This is a genomic window from Nonomuraea insulae (assembly GCF_042656245.1).
The window spans coordinates 91345-112773 of the sequence record NZ_JBHSPA010000089.1 but is presented as its reverse complement, the minus strand read 5'-3'; the positions used below and the strand labels follow the sequence as shown (position 1 = coordinate 112773).

The 21429-nt window shown below is 71.6% G+C and carries 23 protein-coding genes; 7 read left to right on the top strand and 16 right to left on the bottom strand.

Going from position 1 to position 21429, the window contains the following annotated elements; genetic code table 11:
- Positions 1–11 precede the first annotated feature (11 nt).
- Both ACFPZ3_RS56130 and ACFPZ3_RS56125 read left to right on the top strand, forming a co-directional pair.
- The gene (locus ACFPZ3_RS56130; protein ID WP_379522662.1) at positions 12–2030 is read left to right on the top strand and encodes a hydantoinase/oxoprolinase family protein; all 2019 of its coding nucleotides are present in this window, start codon (positions 12–14) and stop codon (positions 2028–2030) included.
- Positions 2027–3685: a hydantoinase B/oxoprolinase family protein gene (locus ACFPZ3_RS56125; protein ID WP_379522661.1), complete on the top strand. Its 1659-nt coding sequence runs from the start codon at positions 2027–2029 to the stop codon at positions 3683–3685. Before ACFPZ3_RS56130 ends, ACFPZ3_RS56125 begins: the two co-directional genes overlap by 4 nt.
- Here ACFPZ3_RS56125 and ACFPZ3_RS56120 read toward each other — a convergent pair.
- The 10 genes from ACFPZ3_RS56120 to ACFPZ3_RS56075 form a co-directional block, all read right to left on the bottom strand.
- The gene (locus ACFPZ3_RS56120; RefSeq protein WP_379522660.1) at positions 3682–4263 is read right to left on the bottom strand and encodes a Uma2 family endonuclease; all 582 of its coding nucleotides are present in this window, start codon (positions 4261–4263) and stop codon (positions 3682–3684) included. The genes ACFPZ3_RS56125 and ACFPZ3_RS56120 overlap by 4 nt on opposite strands.
- Before the next feature lie 63 nt (positions 4264–4326).
- On the bottom strand, positions 4327–4968 hold the full coding sequence (locus tag ACFPZ3_RS56115) for an adenosylcobinamide amidohydrolase (protein ID WP_379522659.1): 642 nt from the start codon (positions 4966–4968) through the stop codon (positions 4327–4329).
- Positions 4965–5732 (bottom strand): ABC transporter ATP-binding protein, encoded by a 768-nt coding sequence (locus ACFPZ3_RS56110; RefSeq protein WP_379522658.1) that lies wholly within the window; start codon positions 5730–5732, stop codon positions 4965–4967. The genes ACFPZ3_RS56115 and ACFPZ3_RS56110 overlap by 4 nt, the downstream gene beginning before the upstream one ends.
- Positions 5729–6763, bottom strand: coding sequence for a FecCD family ABC transporter permease (locus ACFPZ3_RS56105; protein WP_379522657.1), 1035 nt, complete (start codon positions 6761–6763; stop codon positions 5729–5731). The genes ACFPZ3_RS56110 and ACFPZ3_RS56105 overlap by 4 nt, the downstream gene beginning before the upstream one ends.
- A 1-nt stretch (position 6764) precedes the next feature.
- Complete coding sequence (locus tag ACFPZ3_RS56100; protein ID WP_379522656.1) at positions 6765–7724, bottom strand: ABC transporter substrate-binding protein; 960 nt, start codon at positions 7722–7724, stop codon at positions 6765–6767.
- 204 nt (positions 7725–7928) lie between these two features.
- Positions 7929–8786: a Gfo/Idh/MocA family protein gene (locus ACFPZ3_RS56095; protein ID WP_379522655.1), complete on the bottom strand. Its 858-nt coding sequence runs from the start codon at positions 8784–8786 to the stop codon at positions 7929–7931.
- A 30-nt stretch (positions 8787–8816) separates the two neighbouring features.
- Complete coding sequence (locus tag ACFPZ3_RS56090; protein ID WP_379522654.1) at positions 8817–9620, bottom strand: SDR family NAD(P)-dependent oxidoreductase; 804 nt, start codon at positions 9618–9620, stop codon at positions 8817–8819.
- Positions 9617–10807: a cytochrome P450 gene (locus ACFPZ3_RS56085; protein WP_379522653.1), complete on the bottom strand. Its 1191-nt coding sequence runs from the start codon at positions 10805–10807 to the stop codon at positions 9617–9619. The genes ACFPZ3_RS56090 and ACFPZ3_RS56085 overlap by 4 nt, the downstream gene beginning before the upstream one ends.
- The gene (locus ACFPZ3_RS56080; protein WP_379522652.1) at positions 10804–11760 is read right to left on the bottom strand and encodes a phosphotriesterase family protein; all 957 of its coding nucleotides are present in this window, start codon (positions 11758–11760) and stop codon (positions 10804–10806) included. Before ACFPZ3_RS56080 ends, ACFPZ3_RS56085 begins: the two co-directional genes overlap by 4 nt.
- Positions 11745–12500, bottom strand: coding sequence for a phytanoyl-CoA dioxygenase family protein (locus ACFPZ3_RS56075; protein ID WP_379522651.1), 756 nt, complete (start codon positions 12498–12500; stop codon positions 11745–11747). Before ACFPZ3_RS56075 ends, ACFPZ3_RS56080 begins: the two co-directional genes overlap by 16 nt.
- 111 nt (positions 12501–12611) lie before the next feature.
- On the opposite strand from ACFPZ3_RS56075, the gene ACFPZ3_RS56070 reads away from it, so the two are divergent.
- From ACFPZ3_RS56070 to ACFPZ3_RS56060, 3 genes are read left to right on the top strand one after another with little or no spacing between them, the layout of a single operon-like run.
- Positions 12612–13265 (top strand): hypothetical protein, encoded by a 654-nt coding sequence (locus tag ACFPZ3_RS56070; RefSeq protein ID WP_379522650.1) that lies wholly within the window; start codon positions 12612–12614, stop codon positions 13263–13265.
- Positions 13266–13315: 50 nt separating this feature from the next.
- Positions 13316–14212: a TIGR03621 family F420-dependent LLM class oxidoreductase gene (locus ACFPZ3_RS56065; RefSeq protein WP_379522649.1), complete on the top strand. Its 897-nt coding sequence runs from the start codon at positions 13316–13318 to the stop codon at positions 14210–14212.
- Positions 14213–14250: 38 nt separating this feature from the next.
- Positions 14251–14832 (top strand): histidine phosphatase family protein, encoded by a 582-nt coding sequence (locus tag ACFPZ3_RS56060; protein ID WP_379522648.1) that lies wholly within the window; start codon positions 14251–14253, stop codon positions 14830–14832.
- Here ACFPZ3_RS56060 and ACFPZ3_RS56055 read toward each other — a convergent pair.
- From ACFPZ3_RS56055 to ACFPZ3_RS56030, 6 genes are all read right to left on the bottom strand, one after another.
- On the bottom strand, positions 14829–15092 hold the full coding sequence (locus ACFPZ3_RS56055; protein WP_379522647.1) for a sigma factor: 264 nt from the start codon (positions 15090–15092) through the stop codon (positions 14829–14831). The two genes, ACFPZ3_RS56060 and ACFPZ3_RS56055, sit on opposite strands and share 4 nt — an antisense overlap.
- Positions 15092–15976 (bottom strand): maleylpyruvate isomerase mycothiol-dependent enzyme family protein, encoded by an 885-nt coding sequence (locus tag ACFPZ3_RS56050; RefSeq protein WP_379522646.1) that lies wholly within the window; start codon positions 15974–15976, stop codon positions 15092–15094. Before ACFPZ3_RS56050 ends, ACFPZ3_RS56055 begins: the two co-directional genes overlap by 1 nt.
- 20 nt (positions 15977–15996) lie before the next feature.
- Positions 15997–16755, bottom strand: coding sequence for a hypothetical protein (locus ACFPZ3_RS56045; protein ID WP_379522645.1), 759 nt, complete (start codon positions 16753–16755; stop codon positions 15997–15999).
- A 44-nt stretch (positions 16756–16799) separates the two neighbouring features.
- Positions 16800–17057: a 3'-5' exonuclease family protein gene (locus ACFPZ3_RS56040; RefSeq protein WP_379522644.1), complete on the bottom strand. Its 258-nt coding sequence runs from the start codon at positions 17055–17057 to the stop codon at positions 16800–16802.
- Between the two features lie 87 nt (positions 17058–17144).
- Positions 17145–17381 carry a DUF397 domain-containing protein gene (locus ACFPZ3_RS56035; protein WP_347776197.1) on the bottom strand — a complete coding sequence of 79 codons (237 nt, stop codon included), beginning with the start codon at positions 17379–17381 and terminating at the stop codon, positions 17145–17147.
- Positions 17382–18203, bottom strand: a complete 822-nt coding sequence (locus tag ACFPZ3_RS56030) for a helix-turn-helix domain-containing protein (RefSeq protein WP_379522684.1) — start codon at positions 18201–18203, stop codon at positions 17382–17384.
- A 221-nt stretch (positions 18204–18424) separates the two neighbouring features.
- On the opposite strand from ACFPZ3_RS56030, the gene ACFPZ3_RS56025 reads away from it, so the two are divergent.
- Both ACFPZ3_RS56025 and ACFPZ3_RS56020 read left to right on the top strand, forming a co-directional pair.
- Complete coding sequence (locus ACFPZ3_RS56025; RefSeq protein ID WP_379522643.1) at positions 18425–18928, top strand: ATP-binding protein; 504 nt, start codon at positions 18425–18427, stop codon at positions 18926–18928.
- A gap of 78 nt (positions 18929–19006) precedes the next feature.
- The gene (locus tag ACFPZ3_RS56020; RefSeq protein ID WP_379522642.1) at positions 19007–21427 is read left to right on the top strand and encodes a helicase-associated domain-containing protein; all 2421 of its coding nucleotides are present in this window, start codon (positions 19007–19009) and stop codon (positions 21425–21427) included.
- Positions 21428–21429 lie beyond the last annotated feature (2 nt).

Genomic DNA, 21429 nt, shown 5'->3' with positions numbered 1-21429 from the left:
AACGTACCTGGATGGGTTATACGATCGGCGTCGATGTCGGCGGGACCTTCACCGACGTGGTCGTTCGAGGCACGTCCGGCGCGATCTCCGTGGCCAAATGCTTGAGCACCCACTATGACCCCATCGCGGGCATCGCCACCGGCGTTACGCGGGCGCTCGGCGACCGGGACCCGTCGCAGGTCACGCGGGTGGTGCACGCGACCACGCTGGCCACCAACGCGGTGCTCGAACGTACGGGAGTACGTGTCGCCTTTGTCACGACACAGGGCTTTCGCGCCGTCCTGCCCCTGGGCCGCTACGCCCGCGTCGAGGAGGACCGCTACGACCTCCGCTTCACCCCGCCCCCTCCCCCTGTCTCCCCGGGTGACTGTTTCGAAGTGGTGGAGCGGATCTCGGCCCACGGCGCCGTGCTGACGCCGCTGGACCCCGATTCCGTACGCCGCGCCGCCGCCGAGATCGCCGCCCGCGGCATCGAGTCGGTGGCCGTGTGCTTCCTGCACTCCTACGCCGACCCCTCCCATGAGCGGCAGGCGGCGGCGATCCTGCGCGAGTCGATCCCGAACGTCGTGGCGTCCTCGGAGATCTGGCCGGAGATCCGCGAGTACGAACGCGCCACGACCACCATCATCTCCGCCTATATCGGCCCTTTGATGGCTTCCTACCTTTCGCGACTCCGGGAGCGGCTCGCCGGCCTCGGGATCTCCGCGCCCATCCACGTCATGGAGTCCAGCGGCGGCGTGATCTCCGCCGACCTGGCCGCCAGGCGCGCGGTCGCCACCATCGAGTCGGGCCCGGCCGCCGGAGTGCTGGCGGCGGCCGGGGCCGGGTTCGCGGACGCGATCTCGTTCGACATGGGCGGGACCACCGCCAAGACCTGCGTCGTGCGCGGGGGGCGGCCGGAGATCACGCACGAGTTCCACGTCGGGGGCAAGGGCAGCTTCGGCGGGCGCAGGGCGGGCACCGGCGTGCCCATCAAGACGCCCGCCATCGACCTGGCGGAGGTGGGGGCGGGCGGGGGCAGCGTGGCCTGGCTCGACCCGGCCGGCGCGCTGCGGGTCGGCCCGCGCTCGGCCGGCTCCTCCCCCGGGCCCGCCTGTTACGGCCTGGGCGGCTCGGAACCGACCGTCACGGACGCGAACCTCGTGCTCGGCTACCTCTCCTCGGCCTCGATCCCGCTCTCGCCCCCGCTCGCGGACAAGGCGCTGGACCGGCTGGCGGGGCCGCTGGGGGTGTCGCGGGAGGCGGCCGCCCACGCCGTGCACGAGATCGTGAGCGCCTCGATGGCGGCGGCCGTCCACGTGGTCACGGTTCAGCGCGGCATCGACCCCCGCGGCTTCGCCCTCGTCGCCTTCGGCGGCGCAGGACCCATGCACGCGGCGCGCGTGGCGGAACGGTTCGGCATCGCCACGGTGGTGGTGCCCGCCTACTGCGGCGTCGCCTCCGCCGCCGGCCTGCTGTCGGGGGCCCTGTCCACGGATCGTGTCCTGTCCCGCCTGGACGCCCCCGACCCCTCCTCCCTCTTCACCTCCCTGATCTCCGAGGCCGCCGCCGACCTCGGGATCTCACCGTCGTCGCCGGAGGTGCGGGTGCTGCGGTCGGTGGACGTGCGCTTCAAGGGGCAGTCCCACGAGCTGACCGTGGACTGGACACCCGATCGGGCGGGGCTGGAGTCGCGCTTCTTCCAGCGGTACGCGGAGGTGTACGGGATCGCGCAGCGGAGCGAGATCGAGCTGGTGAGCTACCGCATCCGCCTGACCACCCCCGCGGACCCCGCGCCGCACCAGCCCACGCAGCGTCCTTCCAGCGCCGGTACGGCGAGAGGCGGCGCGACGCGGCGGGCGTACTTTCCCGAGTTCGGTGGCTACACCGAGGTGCCGGTCCATACCCGGGACAGCCTGGACGCGACCGGTGGAAGCCTCCCTGGCCCGGCGATCGTCGAGGACGCCGAGTCCACGATCGTCGTCCCTCCCGGCTGGACGGCGACCCTCACCGACGCGAGCGCCGTACACCTCACCAGGAGCGGCGCATGACCGACCCCCTGACCGCGGAAGTGCTCAGGAACGCGCTGGTCGTGGCGGCGGAGGAGGCGAGCATCGTGGTGGTGCGGTCGGCGTACTCGACGTTCATCGTCGAGGGCTCCGACGCCTCGGCGGCCGTGCTGGACGTCAGGGGCCGGCTGATCGCCCACTCCACGGCCACCACGCTGATGAACAGCATGGCGCTCAAGGTCGCCCTCCCCGAGCTGCTCAAGGACTTTCCCCCTGACACCATGCGCCCTGGCGAGGTGTACGCGCTCAACGACGCCTACCGGGGCGGCGTCCACACCAACGACCTGCTCGTCTACCGCCCCGTCTTCGTGGCGGGAACCCCGGCCTACTTCACCGCCACCATGATCCACGTCTCCGACCTGGGCGGGCTCTCCGCGGGCGGCATGGCCCCGCTGGCCACCGACATCTTCCTGGAGGGCCTCCAGCTTCCCCCGGTACGCCTGGCCACCGCCGACGGCCTCGATCCGGCCGTCGAGGCGATACTGAAGGCCAACAGCCGTACCCCGGACAAGGTCATGGGCGACGTGCGGGCCCTGGTGGCGGGCACGTCGGTGGCGGGCACCCGGCTGGAGGGGCTGATCGGCGAGTACGGCGTGCGCGGCCTGGCCCAGGGCATCGACGACTACCTGGACTACACCGAGGAAAGGACCCGCGCGGCGCTGGCGGAGTTGCCGAGGGGCCGGTTCGAGGCGGCGTACCCGATCGACGACGACGGCATCAACCCCGGCAGGCCCCACCACATCCGCGTGAGAGTAGAACTCGACGCGCGGACGGCGGTGCTGGACTTCGCGGGCACCGACCCGCAGGTCCCGGCGGCCGTCAACGCCTCGGCCTCCCAGTCGCTGGCCGCGGCCGTCTTCGCGCTGCGCTGCTTCCTCGACCCCACGATCCCCATGAACGACGGCTGCCTGCGGGCCATCGAGGTGCACCTGCCCGAGGGCTCCCTGCTCGACGCCCGCTCCCCCTATCCCTGTGGCGGCCGGTACGTCCCCATCTACGCCGCCATGGAGGCCGTCTTCCAGGCCCTGTCGGACGCGGTGCCCGAGCGGGCCATCGCGGCCAGCGGGATCCTGCAGCCGTTCTCGATCGCGGCGGTGGGGGCGCCGTACTGGATCCACCTGTCGTACGACTTCGGCGGCGTCGGCGCGCGCCGCGGCCTGGACGGGCCGGACGCGACGGGCGTGCACTTCGGGATCGGCCGGAACTCGGTGCCGCAGGTGGAGCCGGTGGAGAGCCGCTGCCCGCTGATCGTGGAGTCCATCGAGACGATCCCCGACTCGGGCGGGCCGGGCAGGCAGCGGGGCGGGCTGGGGTCGCGGACGGTGTACCGGTTCCTGGCGGACTGCCACGTCACCACCCGCGGCGACCGGCTGCGCCTGGCGCCTCCCGGACGGGAGGGCGGGCTGCCCGGGCGGCTGGGCGGGTTCTACCGGCGGCGGCTGGACGGGACGGTGGAGAGGCTGGCGTCGAAGGTGAACAACGCGCGGTTCGCGGCCGGGGAGGCGTTCATCGTGGAGACGACGGGCGGCGGCGGGCTGGGTCCGCCCGCGGAGCGGGACCGGGCGGCGGTCGCCGCGGACCTGGACGCCGGACGCGTGTCGAGGCGAGGCGCGGCCGACGACTACGGGATCACCTAGTCGACGTCGATCAGCTCGGCGGGATCGAAACTGACGGGGTAGGGCGCCGACAGGGTGGCTGTAGTCCCGGCCTTGTAGGCGGTGGGTTCTCCGTAGGCGTCACCGTCGAGCTCGTAGACGTAGAGCGTCGGGCCCTGGTCAGGCTCGATGCGCCAGTAGCCGGGGATGCCGGCCACCGCATAAGCCTCGCTCTTCAACCTTCTGTCGGTGGCTTTGGTGCTCGGGCTGACGACCTCTACGGCCAGCAGCACGTCGCTGGGCCTGAACATGAGCTTCACGGACCTCGCCGCGACTCTCGGCACGACCACGAGGTCGGGGATGTAGAAGTCGTTGTCGCTCGCGCGCACGTTGACCGTCGAGAACACCTTCAGGTGTGCGGGCTTCGCCACATGGAGGATCATCTGCAGGGCGAAGATCACGTCCTGGTGCAGGGGGGTGGGGGCAGGGCTCACTACTACGCTCCCGTGGAAGAGCTCATAACGGAACCCGTCGTCCGGGATCTCGAGCAGGTCATCGACGCTGAACGGCTCGCTGAGCTCATCGGCCGGCGCGTGCCTGATCGGTTCGATCGTCGCCATTGCGGTCACCCACTCAGTATCGGGAGTCTCGCCCTCGCCCACATGCTACTTCCCCGAAAATCCTCACTTTAAGCGACGAGGCCGCCACGCCTCGGCGCCTCGCCGGACCGCCGCGTGGACGGCCCTGGCCGCGCGAGCCCCCCACTCCGACCGCGGCCCCCCGAACACCTCCTGGGGCCCCTCGGCGGGTACGGCCACGCACACGGCGTCCGACGCCGTCCCCGTGCCGGCGAAGCCCGTTTCCACAAGCGCCTGCGACTTCGCCTCCGTGACGGTCATCACCATGTTCACCAGCGCCGCGTCGGTCATGGCGACGGGCAGGACCGCCATGATGTTGACCGTGCCCACCCGGATGGGAGCCAGCTCAGGGTCCGCGTGCCCCTCGGGGGAGGCGGCCCAGGTGGGCACGCGCAGGCCGACGGTAGCGTACGCCTCGACGCCCCCGTCGGCGGCGTGGACGTAACGGTCGACGGAGGCGGCGGTCATCATCCCGACCCCGTCGCCGTCGCGCGGCCCGAGTGACACCAGGTGATCGACCGGGTCCATCCGCGAGTACCCGGCCACCACCTGCGCGTTCAGCACCCACGAGCGGATCCCGATCCCCCCGCCGAGCATCGCCGAGGAGATCATCCGCCAGCCGGGCCCGAACTCCCACAGCAGCGAGCCGAGCCGGACCCCGTCCTCCACCCTGTAGGTGAGCTTCACGAGCGCACCAGGTGGACGACGGGCCGCCCGTCGGGCCCGGGCTCGATCTTGACGTGCGCGTCGAAGTGCCGTCCCACGAGCTCCTCGGTGAGCACCTGGTCGGGCTCGCCCGAGGCGGCGGCGCGGCCGTCCGCGAGGAGCAGGAGGGCGTCGGCGTAGAGGCCGGCGACGGTGAGGTCGTGCAGGGTGGTGACCACGGTCAGGCCGTCGGCCCTGCGCAGCCGGTCCACCAGCTCCAGCACCTGCTGCTGGTACCCGAGGTCGAGCGCGGTCGTGGGCTCGTCGAGCAGCAGCACGGGGGCCTCCTGCGCGAGCGCCCTGGCGAGCACCACGCGCTGCCGCTCCCCGCCGGACAACTCCCCGACGCGCCGCATGGCCAGCGAGGTCAGGTCCAGCCGATCCAGTACGGACTCCGTCACCGTACGGTCGTGCCTGCTCTCCCGCCCCAGATACGGGATGTACGGCGTGCGCCCCAGCAACGCGTAGTCGAAGACCGTCATGTCGGGCGGCAGCGCGGGCGTCTGCGGCGCGTACGCCACCAGCCTGGCCCGCTCACGCGGTTTGAGCGACTGCGCGGGCCGCGACCCGAGCACCACCTCGCCCCGGTGCGCGACCAGCCCCATGACGGCCTTGAGCAGGGTGGACTTGCCGGCCCCGTTGGGCCCGATGACGGCCACCCACTCGCCGGGCCGCACCTCCAGGTCCACCCCGTCGAGCACGTCGCGCTCGCCGAGGCGCACGGTCAGGCCGTGCGCGCTGATCATGTGACCGCCCGCCTGGTCACGCGCAGGATGGCCACGAAGAACGGCGCTCCGACGAACATCGTCACCACGCCGATCGGCAGCTCGGCCGGGGCGATCACGGTGCGGGCGACGAGGTCGGCCAGCACCAGGAACGCCGCTCCGCCGATCAGCGAGAGCGGCAGCACCACCCGGTACGAGCCGCCCGCCAGCCGCCGTACGACATGCGGGATGACGATGCCCACGAACCCGATCAGCCCGCTCACCGCCACGGCCGCGGCGGTGGCCAGGGAGGCGGCCAGCAACACGATGAGGCGCACCCTGCCGGCCCGCACGCCGAGGCTGCTGGCCTCCTCGTCGCCCACCGACAGCACGTCGAGCATCCGCCCGTGCAGCAGGAGCAGCACGGAGGAGACGACGGCGTACGGCAGGACGAGCCAGAGCTGGTCCCACCCGCCGCCGACGTCGCCGAGGATCCACGAGTAGACGCGCTGCAACTCCTCGACCTTGAACTGCTGGATGAACGTCTGGATCGCGGTGAGGAACGACGTGACCGCCACCCCGGCCAGCACCAGCGTGGCCGTCCCGCCGGCGCGCCCGGCGGTGTTGCCCAGCGTGTAGGCCAGGAACACCCCGCCGACGGCCCCCAGGAAGGCGGCCACCGGGATGCTGGCGGCCGAGGCGGGCAGCAGCACGATGGCCGCGGTCGTCGCCAGCCCCGCGCCCGCCGCCGCGCCCAGCAGGTACGGGTCGGCGAGCGGGTTGCGGAAGACGCCCTGGTACCCGGCTCCGGCCACGGCCAGCAGCCCGCCGACCACGGCGGCGACGAGCACCCTGGGCAGGCGCAGCTCGTACAGCAGGCCCTGCTCGACCGGGGCCAGGCCGGAGTCCACGTGGACGAACGGCAGCCAGTCCGCCATCTGGAGCACGACCTGCCACGGCGAGATGTCGGCGGCGCCGTCGAGGAGGCCGGCGACCATGGCGGCGACCAGCACGCCCAGGGCGCACACCACCCACAGGGGTCTGGCCCTGGCCGGGCCCGCCTGCCTCACCATGTCAGCTCGCGCCGGCCGTGGACCCGGCCTTCGACACGGCGGCGCCGATGCTCTCGGCGAGCTGGACGACGCGCGGCCCCCAGCGGGAGGCGAGGTCGTCGTCGAGCTGGACCACCCGGTCCTTCTTGATCGCGGACAGGTCCTTCCAGCCCGGCCGCGCGGCCAGGGTGTCCTTGCTCTGCCGGCAGCACTTGACGTCGGCCAGGAAGATCAGGTCGGGGTCGGCCTGGCCCACGAACTCGGCGGACAACTTGGGGTAGCCGCCCGCCGCGTCGGGCGCCTTGTCGGCGATGTTGGTGAGGCCGAACATGGCGTAGATCTGGCCGATGAAGGTCTGGGAGGTGGCGGCGTACGGCGTCTGGTCGAGCTCGTGGTAGTACGTGAGTTTGCTGTCCTTGGGCGCCTGCGCGGCCAGTTTGTCCATGGCCGTCTTCATGCCGGCGACGACCTCGTCGGCCTTGGCCTTGTTGCCGGTGGCGGCGCCGAGTTCGGCGATCTCCTCGTATGCCTGGTCCAGCTTGGTCGCGGCGGGCTGAAGCAGGACGGGCACGTTCACCTTGCCCAGCTCGGCGGCGACCTTGTCGAGGTCGTCGGAGATGACGACCAGGTCGGGCTTCTGGGCGACGATGGCCTCGACGTTCGGCTTGAAGCCGGACAGGCTCGTCTTGGGCGCCTCCGGCGGGTAGTTCGACTGGTCGTCCACCGCGACGACCTGGGAGCCGGCTCCGATGGCGAAGAGCGTCTCGGTGTGGGTGGCCGACAGCGAGACGATGCGCTCCGGCTTCTTGGCGATGGTGACCTTGCCGTTGCCCGCCTCGATGGTGACGGGGAATGCGCCGGTGGCGGCGGGGGCCGTGGGGGCGCTGGTCGCGGGGGCGGCTGTGCTGCCGGTCTGGCCGCAACCGGCCAGAACGAGCGTTCCCAGCAGCGCGCCCGCGAAGGCCGTGCGTACGGGCCTCACGAGTAGTCCTTTCACACTGTTCGGAACCGAGAGACCCGCGAAGTGCGACGGATCACCCTTTTCCACGAGGGTTGATGACGTCAGCGCGGAGGCAGGCGACCTGGCTATGACAGTTGCGGGACAGCGCCGGACTCGCACCGGACTTCGCTGCGCTCTGCGCGTGAGTAAACCGAAGGTTATCAATCCCCCGGTATCTCCCCTTCGTCAAGGGGCGAGTTGGGCCTCCGCCTCGGCGATGATCCGCTGGAGGCGGAGCCCGTGCGCGGCGTCGAGGGGGTGCCCGCCGCCGTCGCGGACGGTCCTGGCGAACTCCCCGGCGACGGTCTCCAGAGGGTCGTCGTCGAAGTGCGGCAGGACGGCGCTGCCGGTGCGGCCGTACACGGCGAAGGTGGGCGGGGACGGGTCGCCGGCGGCGGCCATGCACAGGGACGCCTCGCTGACGGCGCCGCCCTCGTGCTCCAGCAGCAGGCCGGTCCAGCCGAGGGAGCGGCCGTGCGCGCGTACGCCGGTGACCCGGCCGAGGGCGGCGTCCAGCAGGTCGATCACGTGCGGGCCGACGTCGAGCAGGGCGCCGCGCTCGACCCGCCAGGGGGTGCGGAAGGGGTGGTCGCCGAGGAGCGCGCCGGAGATGTTCGCGGCGTGGCCGCCGAAGGGCTCGATCTCGGCGCAGCGGGCCAGGAAGGCATGGGTCTGGGGGGCGTACCGGAGGGTGAGCACCATCTGGGAGGCCACGCCCGCCTCGCCGACGGCGTCGGCCAGGCGCCGGGCGTTGTCGAGGGAGTCGGCCAGCGGCTTCTCCAGCAGCAGCGCCTTGCCCGCGCGGGCGGCGAGGACGGCGTACTCGGCCTGGACGGCGGGCGGGACGCAGAACGCCACGGCCTCGCAGTGGTCGAACAGCTCCTCGATCTTGGTGAACACCGGCGCGCCCAGCTCGGCGGCGCTCTCGGGACGCCTGGCCCAGACTCCGGCCAGCCTCGTGTGCGGCCCGCGGGCCAGCATCGGCACGTGCGCCATCCGCGCCCAGGGGCCCGCCCCGATCAGCCCGACCGCCAATGGCTCCATGCGCCCTCCAGATCTGTCCGATTCACCACTTTAGGGCAGATCGCGCGACTGCTGGACGGCGTGCTGGGGGCGGTGGGCGAGGGTGCCGGAGTCGAGGACGAGGGTCTGGCCGGTGACGCAGCGGGATTCGTCACAGGCCAGGAAGGCGACCAGGTTGGCCACGTCCTCGACCGTGCAGGGCCACGGCAGCAGGCGTTCGGCGGCCTTGTCGGCGAGCTGGGCAGGCGTCAGGGCGCGCCGCGCGGCGGCGGTGAGGACCAGGGCGGGGGCGACGGCGTTGCACCGGATGCCGCGGGAGCCGTACATCGTGGCCACGTATCGGGTGAAGCCGATCAGGGCCGCCTTCGAGGTGCCGTACGCCGCGTGCACGGTGTCGCCGACCAGCGCGGACACCGACGAGGTGAGGACGATGGCGCCGCCGTCGGGCATGACGGGGACCGTGTGCTTGACCATGAGCATGGCCCCGCGCAGGTTGACCTCCATGGTGCGGTCCCAGACGGCCGTGTCGAGGGTTTCCAGTTCGCGGTCGCGACCGTACACGTCCTGGTCGAACACGGCGGCGTTGGAGTGCAGCACGTCCACCCGCCCGAACGACGCCACCAGCGTCGCCACCGCCTCCTCCACCTGCTTGCCGTCGGAGACGTCGCAGGTCAGCGCCATCCCGGTGCCGCCGTGGCCGCGGATGGCGGCGGCGGTGGCCCGCGCGCCGGCCGCACGCAGGTCGAGCGCGCCGACGAAGGCGCCCTCGGCGGCCAGGCGGGCCGCGCAGGCCGCGCCGATGCCGGACCCGGCGCCGGTCACGAGCGCGACGCGCCCGTCGAACCGGCCGCTCACCATTCCACCGGCAGGGACGTCAGGCCGCGGCCCACGATCGACCTGCGGTGGGAGATCGGCCCCGGCAGGAGTCTCAGGCGGGGCAGGCGGCGGCCGAGCACCTCCAGCGCGGCACGCAGTTGCAGCCGCCCCAGCGCGGCCCCGACGCAGAAGTGGATGCCGTAGCCGAAGACCAGGTGCTCGGCGGCGTTCGGCCGGTCGATCTGGAACCGGTCGGGGTCGGGGAAGACGCTCTCGTCGTGGGCGGCGGAGTCGGTGGACAGCAGGACGAGCGCCCCCGCCGGGATCGTGACGCCGTGCAGGGAGATGTCCGTGACCGCGTACCGGAAGGAGCCCAGCGACGCCCCGTCGATGCGCATGCACTCCTCGGAGGCGTTCGCGAGCAGCTCGGGCGGCACCGGCCAGGCGTCCTCCCGCAGCAGCCGCAGGACCGTGTTGCCGAGCTGGTTCGGGACGGTGTCGTTGCCCCCGAGCAGGATCGTGGAGATCAGCTCCACCACCTCCCGATGGGTCAGCTCGTCGCCGATGAGGGAGGTCATCAGGGAGGTGAAGTCGTCCTGGGGGTCCTTGGCGCGGGCGGCCACCAGGCGGTCCACGTAGTCCAGGTAGGCCAGGAAACTGGCGGCCAGTTCGAGCTGCCGCCGCGGCGGCTGCGGCGACAGGAAGAGCTGGAACCAGTCCTTGACGTGCGACTGCACGAACGCCTCGTCCTGCTCGGGCACGCCGATGAAGCGGGCGGTCAGCTTGACCGACGGCTCGTGGCCGATCTCGGTGACGAAGTCGGCGCGGCCGCGCGGGGCCAGCCGGTCGAGGAGGTCCTCGTTGAGCCGCAGGAACTCCTGCTCCATGGCGGCCACCGCGCGCGGCGTGAACGCCTTGGAGACCGACCTGCGCAGGCGGGTGTGGTCGGGCGGGTCCACGTTGGCCACGAAGCTGGACAGGAACGAGCCGTGCTCCCCCAGTTTCTCCCTCGTCTCGCGGGTGAGGCTGCGGGAGATCGTCAGCGAGCCCTTGGAGGAGAAGCGTCTGGGGTCGCCGTACGCGGCGCGCACGTCGGCGTGGCGAGTCAGCACGTACGCGCCGAGGTGCTCGCTCCTGAACACCGGTGTCCGCGCGCGCAACCGCCGCAGGAAGTCGTACGGGGCGGCGACGTGCCAGTCCGAGCCGACGTCGAAGTCCTCGATCATGCGAAGATCCTCCGTGGGTTGCCGACGAGCATCTGGTGGATCTGGTCCTCGGTGACTCCGCGCCCGCGCAGTTCGGGCAGGACGTCGCGGGGGACGTGGAGCAGGTGGTAGTTCGGATGCCGCCGGCGTACGACGTCGGCGTCGAACCGATCGTTGAAGCAGTACGAGTCGTGACTCAGCACCATTCGCCCGGCGTGACCGCGCTCGCACATCGCCGCCACCACCGCCACGCGGTCCTCGAACGGGCTGATCGTCTCGATCCCGAAGCGGTCCATGCCCAGGTACGAGCCGTTCGCGACCAGCTCCTCCAGATAGGCCAGGTCGGTCGAGTCGCCGGCGTGCCCGATGACCGTCCGGCCCAGGTCCACGCCCAGCGAGGCGAGCAGTTTCTGCTGGTCGAGACCGCCTCTGGAGGCGCTGTGGGAATGGGTGGTGATCGGCGCCCCGGTCTCCAGGTGGGCCTCGGCCACCGCCCTGAACACCCGTTCGCAGCCCTTGGTCATCCCCAGGTGGTCGGAGGCGCACTTCAGCATGGCCGCCTTGACGCCGGTGCGCCCGATGCCCTCGGTGAGGTCTCGTACGAAGAACTCGGCCAGCCGGTCCTGCCCTCCGAACAACGACCCGGGACCCCGGTTGCCGAAGTACGGCGGCAGCGCGTCGTAGGTGTAGAGCCCGGTGGCGGCCACGATGTTCACCGTGGTCAGCTCGGCCACCCGGCGTACGGCGGGCACGTAGCGGCCCAGGCCCACCACGGTGAGGTCCACGATCGTGTCGATGCCCGCGGCCTTGACCGCGTCGAGCTTGGCCGCCGCCTCACGCGCCCGCGTCTCCAGCTCCCACCCCTCCGGGATGTCCGGCCAGTTCCACAGGATCTCGGGGCTCAGCCCGAAGACGTGCTCGTGCATGAGCGTCGCCCCGAGGTCGGCCACCGGCCCGTTCACGGTCTCAGGCACGGGAACCTCTCGTGCTCGAACGGCCGGTTCACCCGGAGCCCGAGCCCGTCGGTCTGCCCGTACGGCAGGCCGGTGTAGAGGGCGTCGGCGTCGAAGTAGGTGACGGTGAAGGACAGGCGCGGGCTGTCGCGGCGGTTGGCAGGGGCGCCGTGCACGGTCAGGGCATGGTGCACGGTCGCGTCCCCGGCCCTGAGGTCCAGCGGCGGCGACAGCTCCAGCTCCTTGAGCCACGCGTGCTGGCTGAGCTGGTCGTCGCCGGGGCGGGTGAAACTGCGGCCGAGCAGTCCGTGGCGGTGGGAGCCGTCGTAGAAGCGCAGCGACCCCATGTCGGCGGGCACGTCGGCCAGGGCCAGCCAGACGGTCAACATGGCCGAGCGGTCCATCGGCATCCAGGGGAAGTCCTGGTGGAACTCGGTGGCGCCGTGCTCGCCGGCCTCCTTGACGAGCAGGTTGGTGACCTGCACGCGGACGGCGCGGACGCCGCGCAGCAGCCGTACGGCGTTGCGGCCCATCCCCGGGCTCAGGGCCAGCGCGCCGAACAACTCGTCGCTCGCCGCGATGTCCCTGGACTGCCCGAACGCCTGGTCGACCAGCGTCTCGTGGCTCTTCGAGCGCTCCCGCAGGAAGCCGGTGGCCCGATCGCGCAACTCGGCGGCGGTGTCCGGGGCGATCAGCCGGCCGAGCCGCACCCAGCCGTGCTCGGCGAAGAAGGCCGCCTCGTCGTCGGTCGTCTGACGCACGGGGATCTCCATGCGCCCCAGTCTCGCACCTAAAGCAAGCGCTTGGTAAGACCCGACCTGAGTAGGGGCCTACTCATGCGCGCCCCCGCGCGCGGGCCGACCCTCGGGAGCATGACCACAGTCGAAACATCCGCCACGACGGCGGGGTTCACCCGTGTCGCGATGATCGCCTGCGCGGTGCTCTCGCCTCTCCTCGTCGCCCTGTCACTGCTGTTCGCGCCGTTCCAGAGCACCTTGGACGGTGAACCGTACGTCCGCGCCTTCACCGCCCACCTCGGCAGCTATCCCCTGTGGAGCTGGGTCGGCGTGGTGAGCTCCGCCGCCCTCATCCCCGCCCTCCTGGCGGTCGGCCAGGTGGCCAGATCGGGCCGGCCCGTGCTGGGCCTGGCCGGCATGATCCTCGCGTTCATCCTGCCCCTGCCCGTCATCGACACCGACGAGGTCATCTACGCCGCCTCCCGGATCGTCCTCGACGCCCCCACGACGAACAAGCTGGTCACGGAGCTGAACGAGGGCCTGCCGACGGCGATACTCGGGTTCACCTTCTTCCTGGGGCTGATCGGCCTCGTCCTCATGGGCGTCGCGGCCCTGAGCAGCGCGACCCCGAAGTGGGCGGCCGTCGCCATGATCGTGGCCCCGTTCCTCATCCCGGTGGCCTGGCTGGCCCAGCTGTCCAACATGGTGGCGGGCGCCGCCTGGCTCATCCTCACCGCCGGCATGGGCGGCCTCGCCCTCGCCCTCCCCATAGCCCGCGAAAAGGCGTGAACCCGGCGTACAGTCTCACCAAGCGCTTGCTCAAGACATGGGGAGGGTCCGTGCGGCGGTTGAGGTTCGGGGCGGTGGTGCGGGAGGCCGGGTCGGGGAAGGCGTGGGCGGAGAAGGCCAGGCGGCTGGAGGGGGCCGGGTTCGATGTGCTGCTGGTGCCCGATCATCTCGTCGGGCCCAGGTTCGCGCCCATCGCCGCCCTGACGGCCGCCGCCTGCGCCACCACCAGGCTGCGGGTCGGCACGCTGGTGTTCGCCAACGACTTCCGGCACCCGGCCGTGCTGGCCAAGGAGGCGGCCACGCTCGACCTGCTGTCCGATGGGCGGCTGGAGGTGGGGATCGGCACCGGATGGCTGGCCGGCGACTACGCCGCCGCCGGACTGACGCTGGAGCCCCCGAACGTGCGGGTCGAGCGGCTGCGTGAGGCGATCGCCGTGCTCAAGGGGCTCTGGGGCGAGGGGGCGTTCAGCTTCGAGGGCAGGCACTACCGGATCTCCGGGCTCGACCAGCGGCCCAAGCCGGCGCGGCGGCCACCCCTGGTGGTCGGGGCGGGCGGGGCCAGGATGTTGCGGCTGGCGGCCGAGGAGGCGGACGTCGTGAACATCGGCATGCGGGTGAAGCCGGACGGGAGCGGCCCCGACCCCGGGGACGGCGGGCGGCAGGCGTTCCTGGACAAGCTCGCGCTCGTCCGCGAGTCCGCCGGGGAGCGGCGGCCGGAGGTGGGCGCCAGCGTCGTGCAGGTGGGCGAGCGGAAGACCGAGGAGGCGTGGAGCGCCACCGACAGCTCCGCGCTGGACGGGACGCCGCAGGTGCTCCTGGGCACCCAGCACGACATCGCCGACCAGATCCGCCACTGGCGCGACGAGCATGACGTCTCCTACTTCGTCGTGCACCACGAGCGCGACCTGGCCGCTTTCGAGCCCGTCGTCGAGGACCTGGCGACCTGACGGCGGGCCGGGGCCGGCCGTGCCGGATGATGGGACACATGAACGAGATGCTGCTGCTCCGGCACGGTGAGACCGAATGGAGCAAGGCGGGCCGGCACACCGGCCGTACCGACCTGCCTTTGACGGAGCACGGCGAGGAGCAGGCCAGGGCGCTCGCGCCGCTGGTCAAGGAGCCGTTCGGGCTGGTGCTGGTCTCCCCTGCCCAGCGCGCCCGGCGCACGGCGGAGCTGGCGGGACTGAGCGAGTACGAGGTGGACGACGACCTGTGGGAATGGGACTACGGCGGCTATGAGGGGATCACCACGCCGAAGATCCGCGAGAGCCGGCCGGGCTGGTACCTGTGGCGTGACGGCGTGATCCCCGGCGACGCCGAGCATCCGGGCGAGAGCGCCTCAGAGGTGGCCGTGCGCGCCGACCGGGTGATCCAGCGGGCCCGCCGCGCCGAGGGCCGGGTGGCGCTGGTGGCGCACGGGCACTTCCTGCGCGTGCTGGCCGCCCGCTGGCTGGGCCTGGCGCCCGAGGAGGGCAGATTGCTGAAGCTGGACACGGGCACCTATTCGAGGCTCGGCTTCGAGCACGAGGCGCCGGTCCTCACCACCTGGAACGCGCCCGTCTGCTAACCGACCTTGGAACGCAGGGCCGACTCGTGCAGGGCCCTGCTCACCAGCCAGCCCCGCAGTGACCCGAGGCCCGGGTCATAGGAGAGAGGTCGCTCCCAGAGCGCGACGAACACGTTCTGGGTGATCTCCTCGGCGTACGCCTGGCTGCCCGTGACTTTGACCGCGACCCCGAACACGTACGGGCCGTGCTGGTCGTAGGCGTCGGCCAGCGCGTCGAGGTCTCCGGCGGTCAGCCGTGCGCACAGGTCCATGTCGCTCATCAGTCGCATCCCAGCGTGGCGGCGGCGCGGATCATGTCACGGGCGAGGATGGGATCGCCCTCGGCGGCGTACGGGAACGAGGCGGGCGGCAGCCGGTTGCCCAGCAGGCGGCAGAAGCCCACCGCGTCGGCCGAGATGAGCACGGCGACGTGGTCGGAGGCGGGCGAGAGCGGGATCGTCCAGGTGCCGCCGCCGGGGCCGGTCAGCACCACGGTGGCCGACACGTCGCGGCGCGGGCCCTTCATCGCCCGGGGCAGCAGCGCGAGGCCGAACTCGGCGATCATGTGCACGTGCTCGGGGCGCGGCTCGGCCCTGGCCCTGTCGGTGGCGGCCCTGATGTCGTCGGCGTGCGTCCACGTCTCGAACGTGCGCTGGATCATCGCCTGGCGCAGCGGCGCGCGGGCCGGGCGCACGCCCGCGAGCGAGACCTCCACGCCCAGCAGCACCTCGCTGCTGGAGGAGACCCGCTCCAGCAGGGATCCGGCCTGCTCGCGCCAGCGCCGGTGCGCAGGCGCGGCGGCGGGTGCGCCCGGCAGCCCCATGAAGCCGGCGACGGTCGCGTCGTTGGCCGTCAGGTGCTCGACGAGCCCCCTGACCGAGCCGTGCTTGGCGATCGGCGTCTCCCACTGCGGCACGCTCAGCTCCGCCAGCAGGTCGTCCATGAGCGCGACCTGCTCGGCGTAGGGGACCGCGACGGACGCCACGCCGATCACGGCCGGGCTGCGGCGGCGGCGGGCCATGGACAACACGGACTCGCGCAGGCTGGGCGGTGGCTGGAGCGAGGCTTCCGGCTCGTCGAGCAGCGCGATGGCCGCGCTGCAGTCGGGACACGAGACGACGTGATCGTCCGGTCTCTGCCCGTTGTAGAGGTATGAGTCCGTCATAGCCACCTCCGCGGCCGTCGCTAACCCGGCGGGCCCCCTGATGCCAGGCGGCAACCGGGGAACGGTGCCAGAAGCGTCTCACGCCAGCGGCCTTCTAGGTAGTCGCGGGCCCGTTTTCCCCAGTCGAGCAGCCGGGAATCGGGCGCCACCTCGTCGTCGAGGCCCAGGGCCGCGTCGCGGGCGCGCTGGGTGGCCAGATGGTCGTCGAGGGAGACGGCCCAGATGGTGACCGCCTCGGTGTCGCAGAACAGCACCTCGTACAGGCCGACGAGGGTGTGGCCGTGCTCGGCCAGGACGGGGGCGCGCTCGGTGCGTACGGCGTGCAGGTAGTCGAGGGCGGCTCCCGGGCGTACGCGGGCGCTCTCGAAGAGGTAGAGCTCGGCGGCGGGCGCCTCGGACAGCGGCGGGCAGCCCGGCGCGGCCCCGAGGGGCCGGGAGAAGGCGGAGAAGCGCAGGTCGTCGATGTCGGACAGGAACAGGCGCTCGTCCACGCCCTGGTAGATCTCCATCATCTGCCGCCAGCCGCCGTCCCAGCCGCCGTGGCAGTCCCAGAGCGTGACGGCCTTGAACTGCTGGTGGCCGGTGATGCCGACCGCGTAGAAGGCGCCCACGAGGTCGATCTCGCGGGACCTGATGGACATCCCCGAGGTGAGCGAGGCCGCGGTACGGGTCTCGTCCTCGCGCTTGTAGCGGGTCAGCCAGGTCAGGTACTCCAGGGGGCGCCTGGAGTTCATCGGCCGGAAGTCGACCTCCTCGATCAGGTGGATCGCGCGCCGCACCACGCCTCCTCTACCAAGCGGTTGCTTGGCATCGAGGATAGCGATCAGGCGAGCGCCTGGGAAGGTTGCGGCCCCCGCCCCGTGAGCCACTCCAGCACCCGGCGGTGCCCGGAGGTGGCGTCCTCGAAGTGACCCCAGTGCCAGTAGCGCGGCTGGTCGCGAATGCCGGTAACCCAGGTCCGGTAGGAGACGGAGGCCCCCATGGTGGCAGGAGCCACGCCGTATGTGCGGATCACGACCTTGCCGCCCGGCGCGAACAGCACGTCGTCGGCGATCGGATACAGGGTCATCTGGTCGAGCATGACCTGATCATGACGGCGGAAGGAGGCCGGGCGGTTACGCCTCCGGCGCGCCCCCGTTAAGCGAGCGCGCCGGAGGTAAACACGCTGTTAAACGAGCAGGCCGTCGAACTCTCCGTCCTTAACCCCGAGCACCAGGGCCCGGATCTCGTCGCGGGTATAGATGAGGGCAGGGCCGTCGGGGAAGCGCGAGTTTCGCACCGCGATGCCCCCGTCGGGAAGCTCCGCGAGTTCCACGCAGTTGCCCTGCGAGTTGCTGTAGTGGCTCTTGCGCCAGGCGACCTGCGTCAGGTCCGCCGCGGGCATGCCGTTGTAGGTCTGGTTCATCTACATCTTTCTGAGAAGACCGCCGATGAGCTCGACGGTGCCCCCTGGCGTGGTGCTCTCCACGCACAACTGCTCCATGGCCGTGAGATACGGATCGATGTCCTCACGCTTATCCAGGTACAGGGCACCCCATAGCTGCTCGACGTAGACAACGTCCGACAAGTCGGACTCGGGAAACCGCAAGATGCTGAACGCGCCCCCTTCAGCGGCGTGCTTGCCGAACCTGAAGGGCATCACCTGGATGGTGATGTTGGGAAGGGCAGCGACTTCCAGCAGATGCTGGAGCTGCTCGGACATGACCTCCCGCCCGCCGATCGTCCGCTTGAGCGCCGCCTCGTCGATGACGGCCCACAGTCGGGGTCCGTCTTTCTGGGTGAAGCGCTCCTGGCGCTGCATGCGCATATGCACGCGCCTGTCGATTCTGTCCGGACTGGCATCGGGGTTGCCAAGCTGGAAGACCGAACGCGCATACGAGGCCGTCTGCAGCAGGCCGGGCACGAACTGCACCTCATAGGTGCGGATCACGCTCGCAGCCTCCTCCAGGCCGATGTACGTGGTGAACCACGACGGCAACTCGGCCGAGTACTTGTGCCACCACCCAGGGGTGTTGGCCTCGCGAACCATTTCCAGCAGAGCACGGCGCTCGGCATCGTCGACGACGCCGTACAGGGTGAGCAGGTCTTCCACGTCACGTGTCTTGAAGCCGACGCGGCCGAGCTCCATGCGGCTGATCTTGGACTCGGACGCCCGGATGTGAAATCCGGCCTGTGCCCGGTCGAGCCCGCTGGCCTCGCGGAGGCGCCTGAGACTGGCCCCCAGCATGATGCGCCGAACGGTCGAACCGGAACCGGGCGGATCAATGGACACGTGCTGCTCCTTGGTCGTTTCCTTGTGAGACAGTCTGTCACTTCACGGCCGAAAGATCATGGGCCGCGGACAAGATCCCCTTTCCCCCATATTGACCTTTTGGGGCAACCGTAGCGCCTGCACGAGTTGTCTGCACGTGCATTCGCTCTTGCACCTGCACGAGAGTTTGACGCAGAATGATCTACGTGCAATCCACCACGGCACACGGCCAGTGGACGACGTTCGACTGGTGGCCTCCGGTCGGCTGGTGGCCAGAGGCGGCCGGCGATCTGCTGGTGCCCGGCCCGTCCGCGAGCGCCACGTTCGTGCTGCCGCCCACCGCGTCCTCGGTCCATTCCGCCCGCAGTTTCAGCCTCGGCGCCTTGTCCGGCTGGGGGCTCGACGAGCTGGCCGAGAACATGGAGCTGGTGGTCTCCGAGCTGGCCACCAACGCGCTGCGCCACGGCCTCTGCCTCGACGACCCGCGCCGCGAACGCACGGTCCACATGTCCCTCGTCCGCCGCGGACCACTTGTCACCAGCGCCTTCACCGATCCAGGCTCCTCGGTGCCGGTGCTGCGATACCCTGGGCCCCTTGACACCGGTGGCCTCGGACTCCACATCGTCGAATCGCTCAGTCTCCGCTGGGGTTGGTCAGCGCTCGCGCCTCACGGGAAGATCGTCTGGGCAGTCCTCTCCTGACCGGGGGTGATCTGCATTACCGTGGATGGTCATGGCTCACGGTGAGTCCCGCGTGCGACCCCATGAGAGTGCTGACAGATGGAAGATCACCTGCTCGGCTGGCTGCGAACACTAGATGAGGATCGGCTCGGCCGCATCCTGGCCAACAGGCCGGACGCCATCGCCGCGCCCTGGCCCAGGCGGCTCGACACCCTGGCCCAGCGGCTGGGCAACGGCTTCGCGGTGATGGAGACGCTGCGCGCCCTGCCCCTGCCCTGCCTGCAACTCGCCGAGGCCGCCCTGGCCATGACCCGTCCCACCGCCGACACGCTGGCGGGCTTTCTCAACAGGCGCGCCGAGGACGTGACCCCCTGGCTGGAGCACCTCTACGACCACGCGCTGGCCTGGCCGGACGACGACGGGACCATCCACCTCGCCGAGGGCGTCACGCGCTGGTGGTCGGCGCCGCTGAGCCTGGGCGAGCCGCTGGAGCACTATCTCAACTCCTGGTCGATCAGCAACGACGCGCTGCACGCCCTCGCCCGCGCGGTCGGGCTGCCCGCGCCGGGCAACAAGCGCCGCACGATCGCCCGCGTCATCGAGACGCTCAGTGACGCCGAGCGGCTCAAGGCGCTGATGCGCAACGCCCCCGGCGGCACCGTGCCGCTGCTCGACCGCTTCGCCTGGGACGGCCCCACGCTCGACGTCGACGGCGGCAGGTTCGTCACGCAGGGCACGCCGGAGAAGTGGTGCGCCGACCACGGCCTGCTGTTCCGGCCGAGCTGGCACCTGGCGGAGATCCCCCGCGAGGTGGCGATCAGTCTGCGCGGCCCCGGCTACCACCCGTCCTACCGGCCCGTGGCGCCCGAGGTGGCCACCATCCCGGTCGACCCGGAAGAGGTCGACCACCTGATGACGCTGGCCGCGCCGCACGTGGTCGAGCGGTGCGCGGCCCTGCTCGACAACACCTCCAAGACGCCGCTGCCGCTGCTCAAGACCGGCGGCGTGGGCGTGCGCGAGGTGCGCAGGGTGGCCAAGGAGACCGGCTGCGACGAGGACGAGACGCGCCTGCTGCTTGAGGTGTGCGCGGTGGCCAGGCTGCTGGCCTGGGACGAGCCGTCCGGCGGCATGATCCCCACCGAGCGCTTCGACCGGTGGCGGCTCGACGAGGGCTCGGCCCGGCTGCGCGTGCTGCTGGCGGCGTGGTGGCGGATGGAGCGGTCCTCGCTGCGCAAGATCGACGGCAAATACGGCACCGTGCTCGGCGACGACCCCTCCGGCGGCACGGTGGCCCAGGTGCGCAGGGCTGTGCTAGCGGTGCTCGCCCACCTGCCCGCGAGCACGGCCTACGCCGACCGCGACAGCCTCATGAGCAGTGTGCACTGGCACGCCCCGCTGATCGACGTGCCGCTGCTGCGCGAGTGCGCGCCCGCGGTGCTCGACGAGGCCAGGCTGCTCGGGCTGCTGGCCAACAACGCGCTCACCGACCTCGGCCGGGCGCTGGCCGGGCTGGGCGGCAAGGCCGGTGACGAGAACGACGACTCCGTCCCCATGGTCGAGTACGACCCGATCCTGGCCGAGGCGGCCACCCGGGCGCTGGCCAGCGTGCGCAGGAGCGCGTTGTTCGGGCCCGACCTGACCGCGGTCGTCACCGGGCCGCCGTCGACGGAGCTGGCGGCGCTGCTCGACCGGACCGCCGAGCGCGAGTCGCGCGGCGCGGCCTCGGTGTGGCGCTTCACCACCGAGAGCGTGCGGCGGGCGCTCGACCAGGGCCACGAGGCCGCTGAGCTGCTCGACGAGCTGGCCGCGGTGGGCACCATCCCGCAGCCGCTCGAATACCTCGTCCGCGACACCGCCCGCCGGCACGGCGAGGTCACGGTCACCAGCGTCGGGTGCGTCGTGCAGGCCACCGACACCGCGCTGCTGGCCGAGATCGCCGCGCACCGGCGCCTGGGCAAGCTGGGCCTGCGGCTGCTGGCGCCCACGGTGCTGGTGAGCGCCGCCCCGGCCGAGCGCACGCTGTCGACGCTGCGCGAGGCCGGCTACTCCCCCGTGCCCGTCTCCGACACCGGCGAGATCACCATCCACCGGGTCAAGACCGAGGAGCCCGTCAACGGCAAGCTCATCCTGCTGCCCGGCGGGCAGGTGGCCGAGCTGTCGGAGTTTCCCGGCATCGAGGAGCTGGAGGCGGCGCCCTACATGTTCGCCGAACCGGCGCCCGATCCCTACGAGCACGCCCGCCGCCTCATCGCCGACAACCGGCCCGACGACGACAAGAGCGGGCGCACCTGGGCGATCATCGGCAGGATGGCGACCCGGCTGCCCACGGCTCAGCAGTCGTTGCTCGGGTTCGTCGTCGACCGGGGCGTGCGGGCCGGCATCACGCTGACCGACGGGCTGACCGCCACGATCAGCCACGGCGAGCTCAAGGGCGGCGCCCTCGACGCGTGGTGCGAGGAAGCAGGCGACTACCTGGAGTTCCCCCTCGCCGAGATCGTCGAGGTGCGCGGCGCCTACTAGAA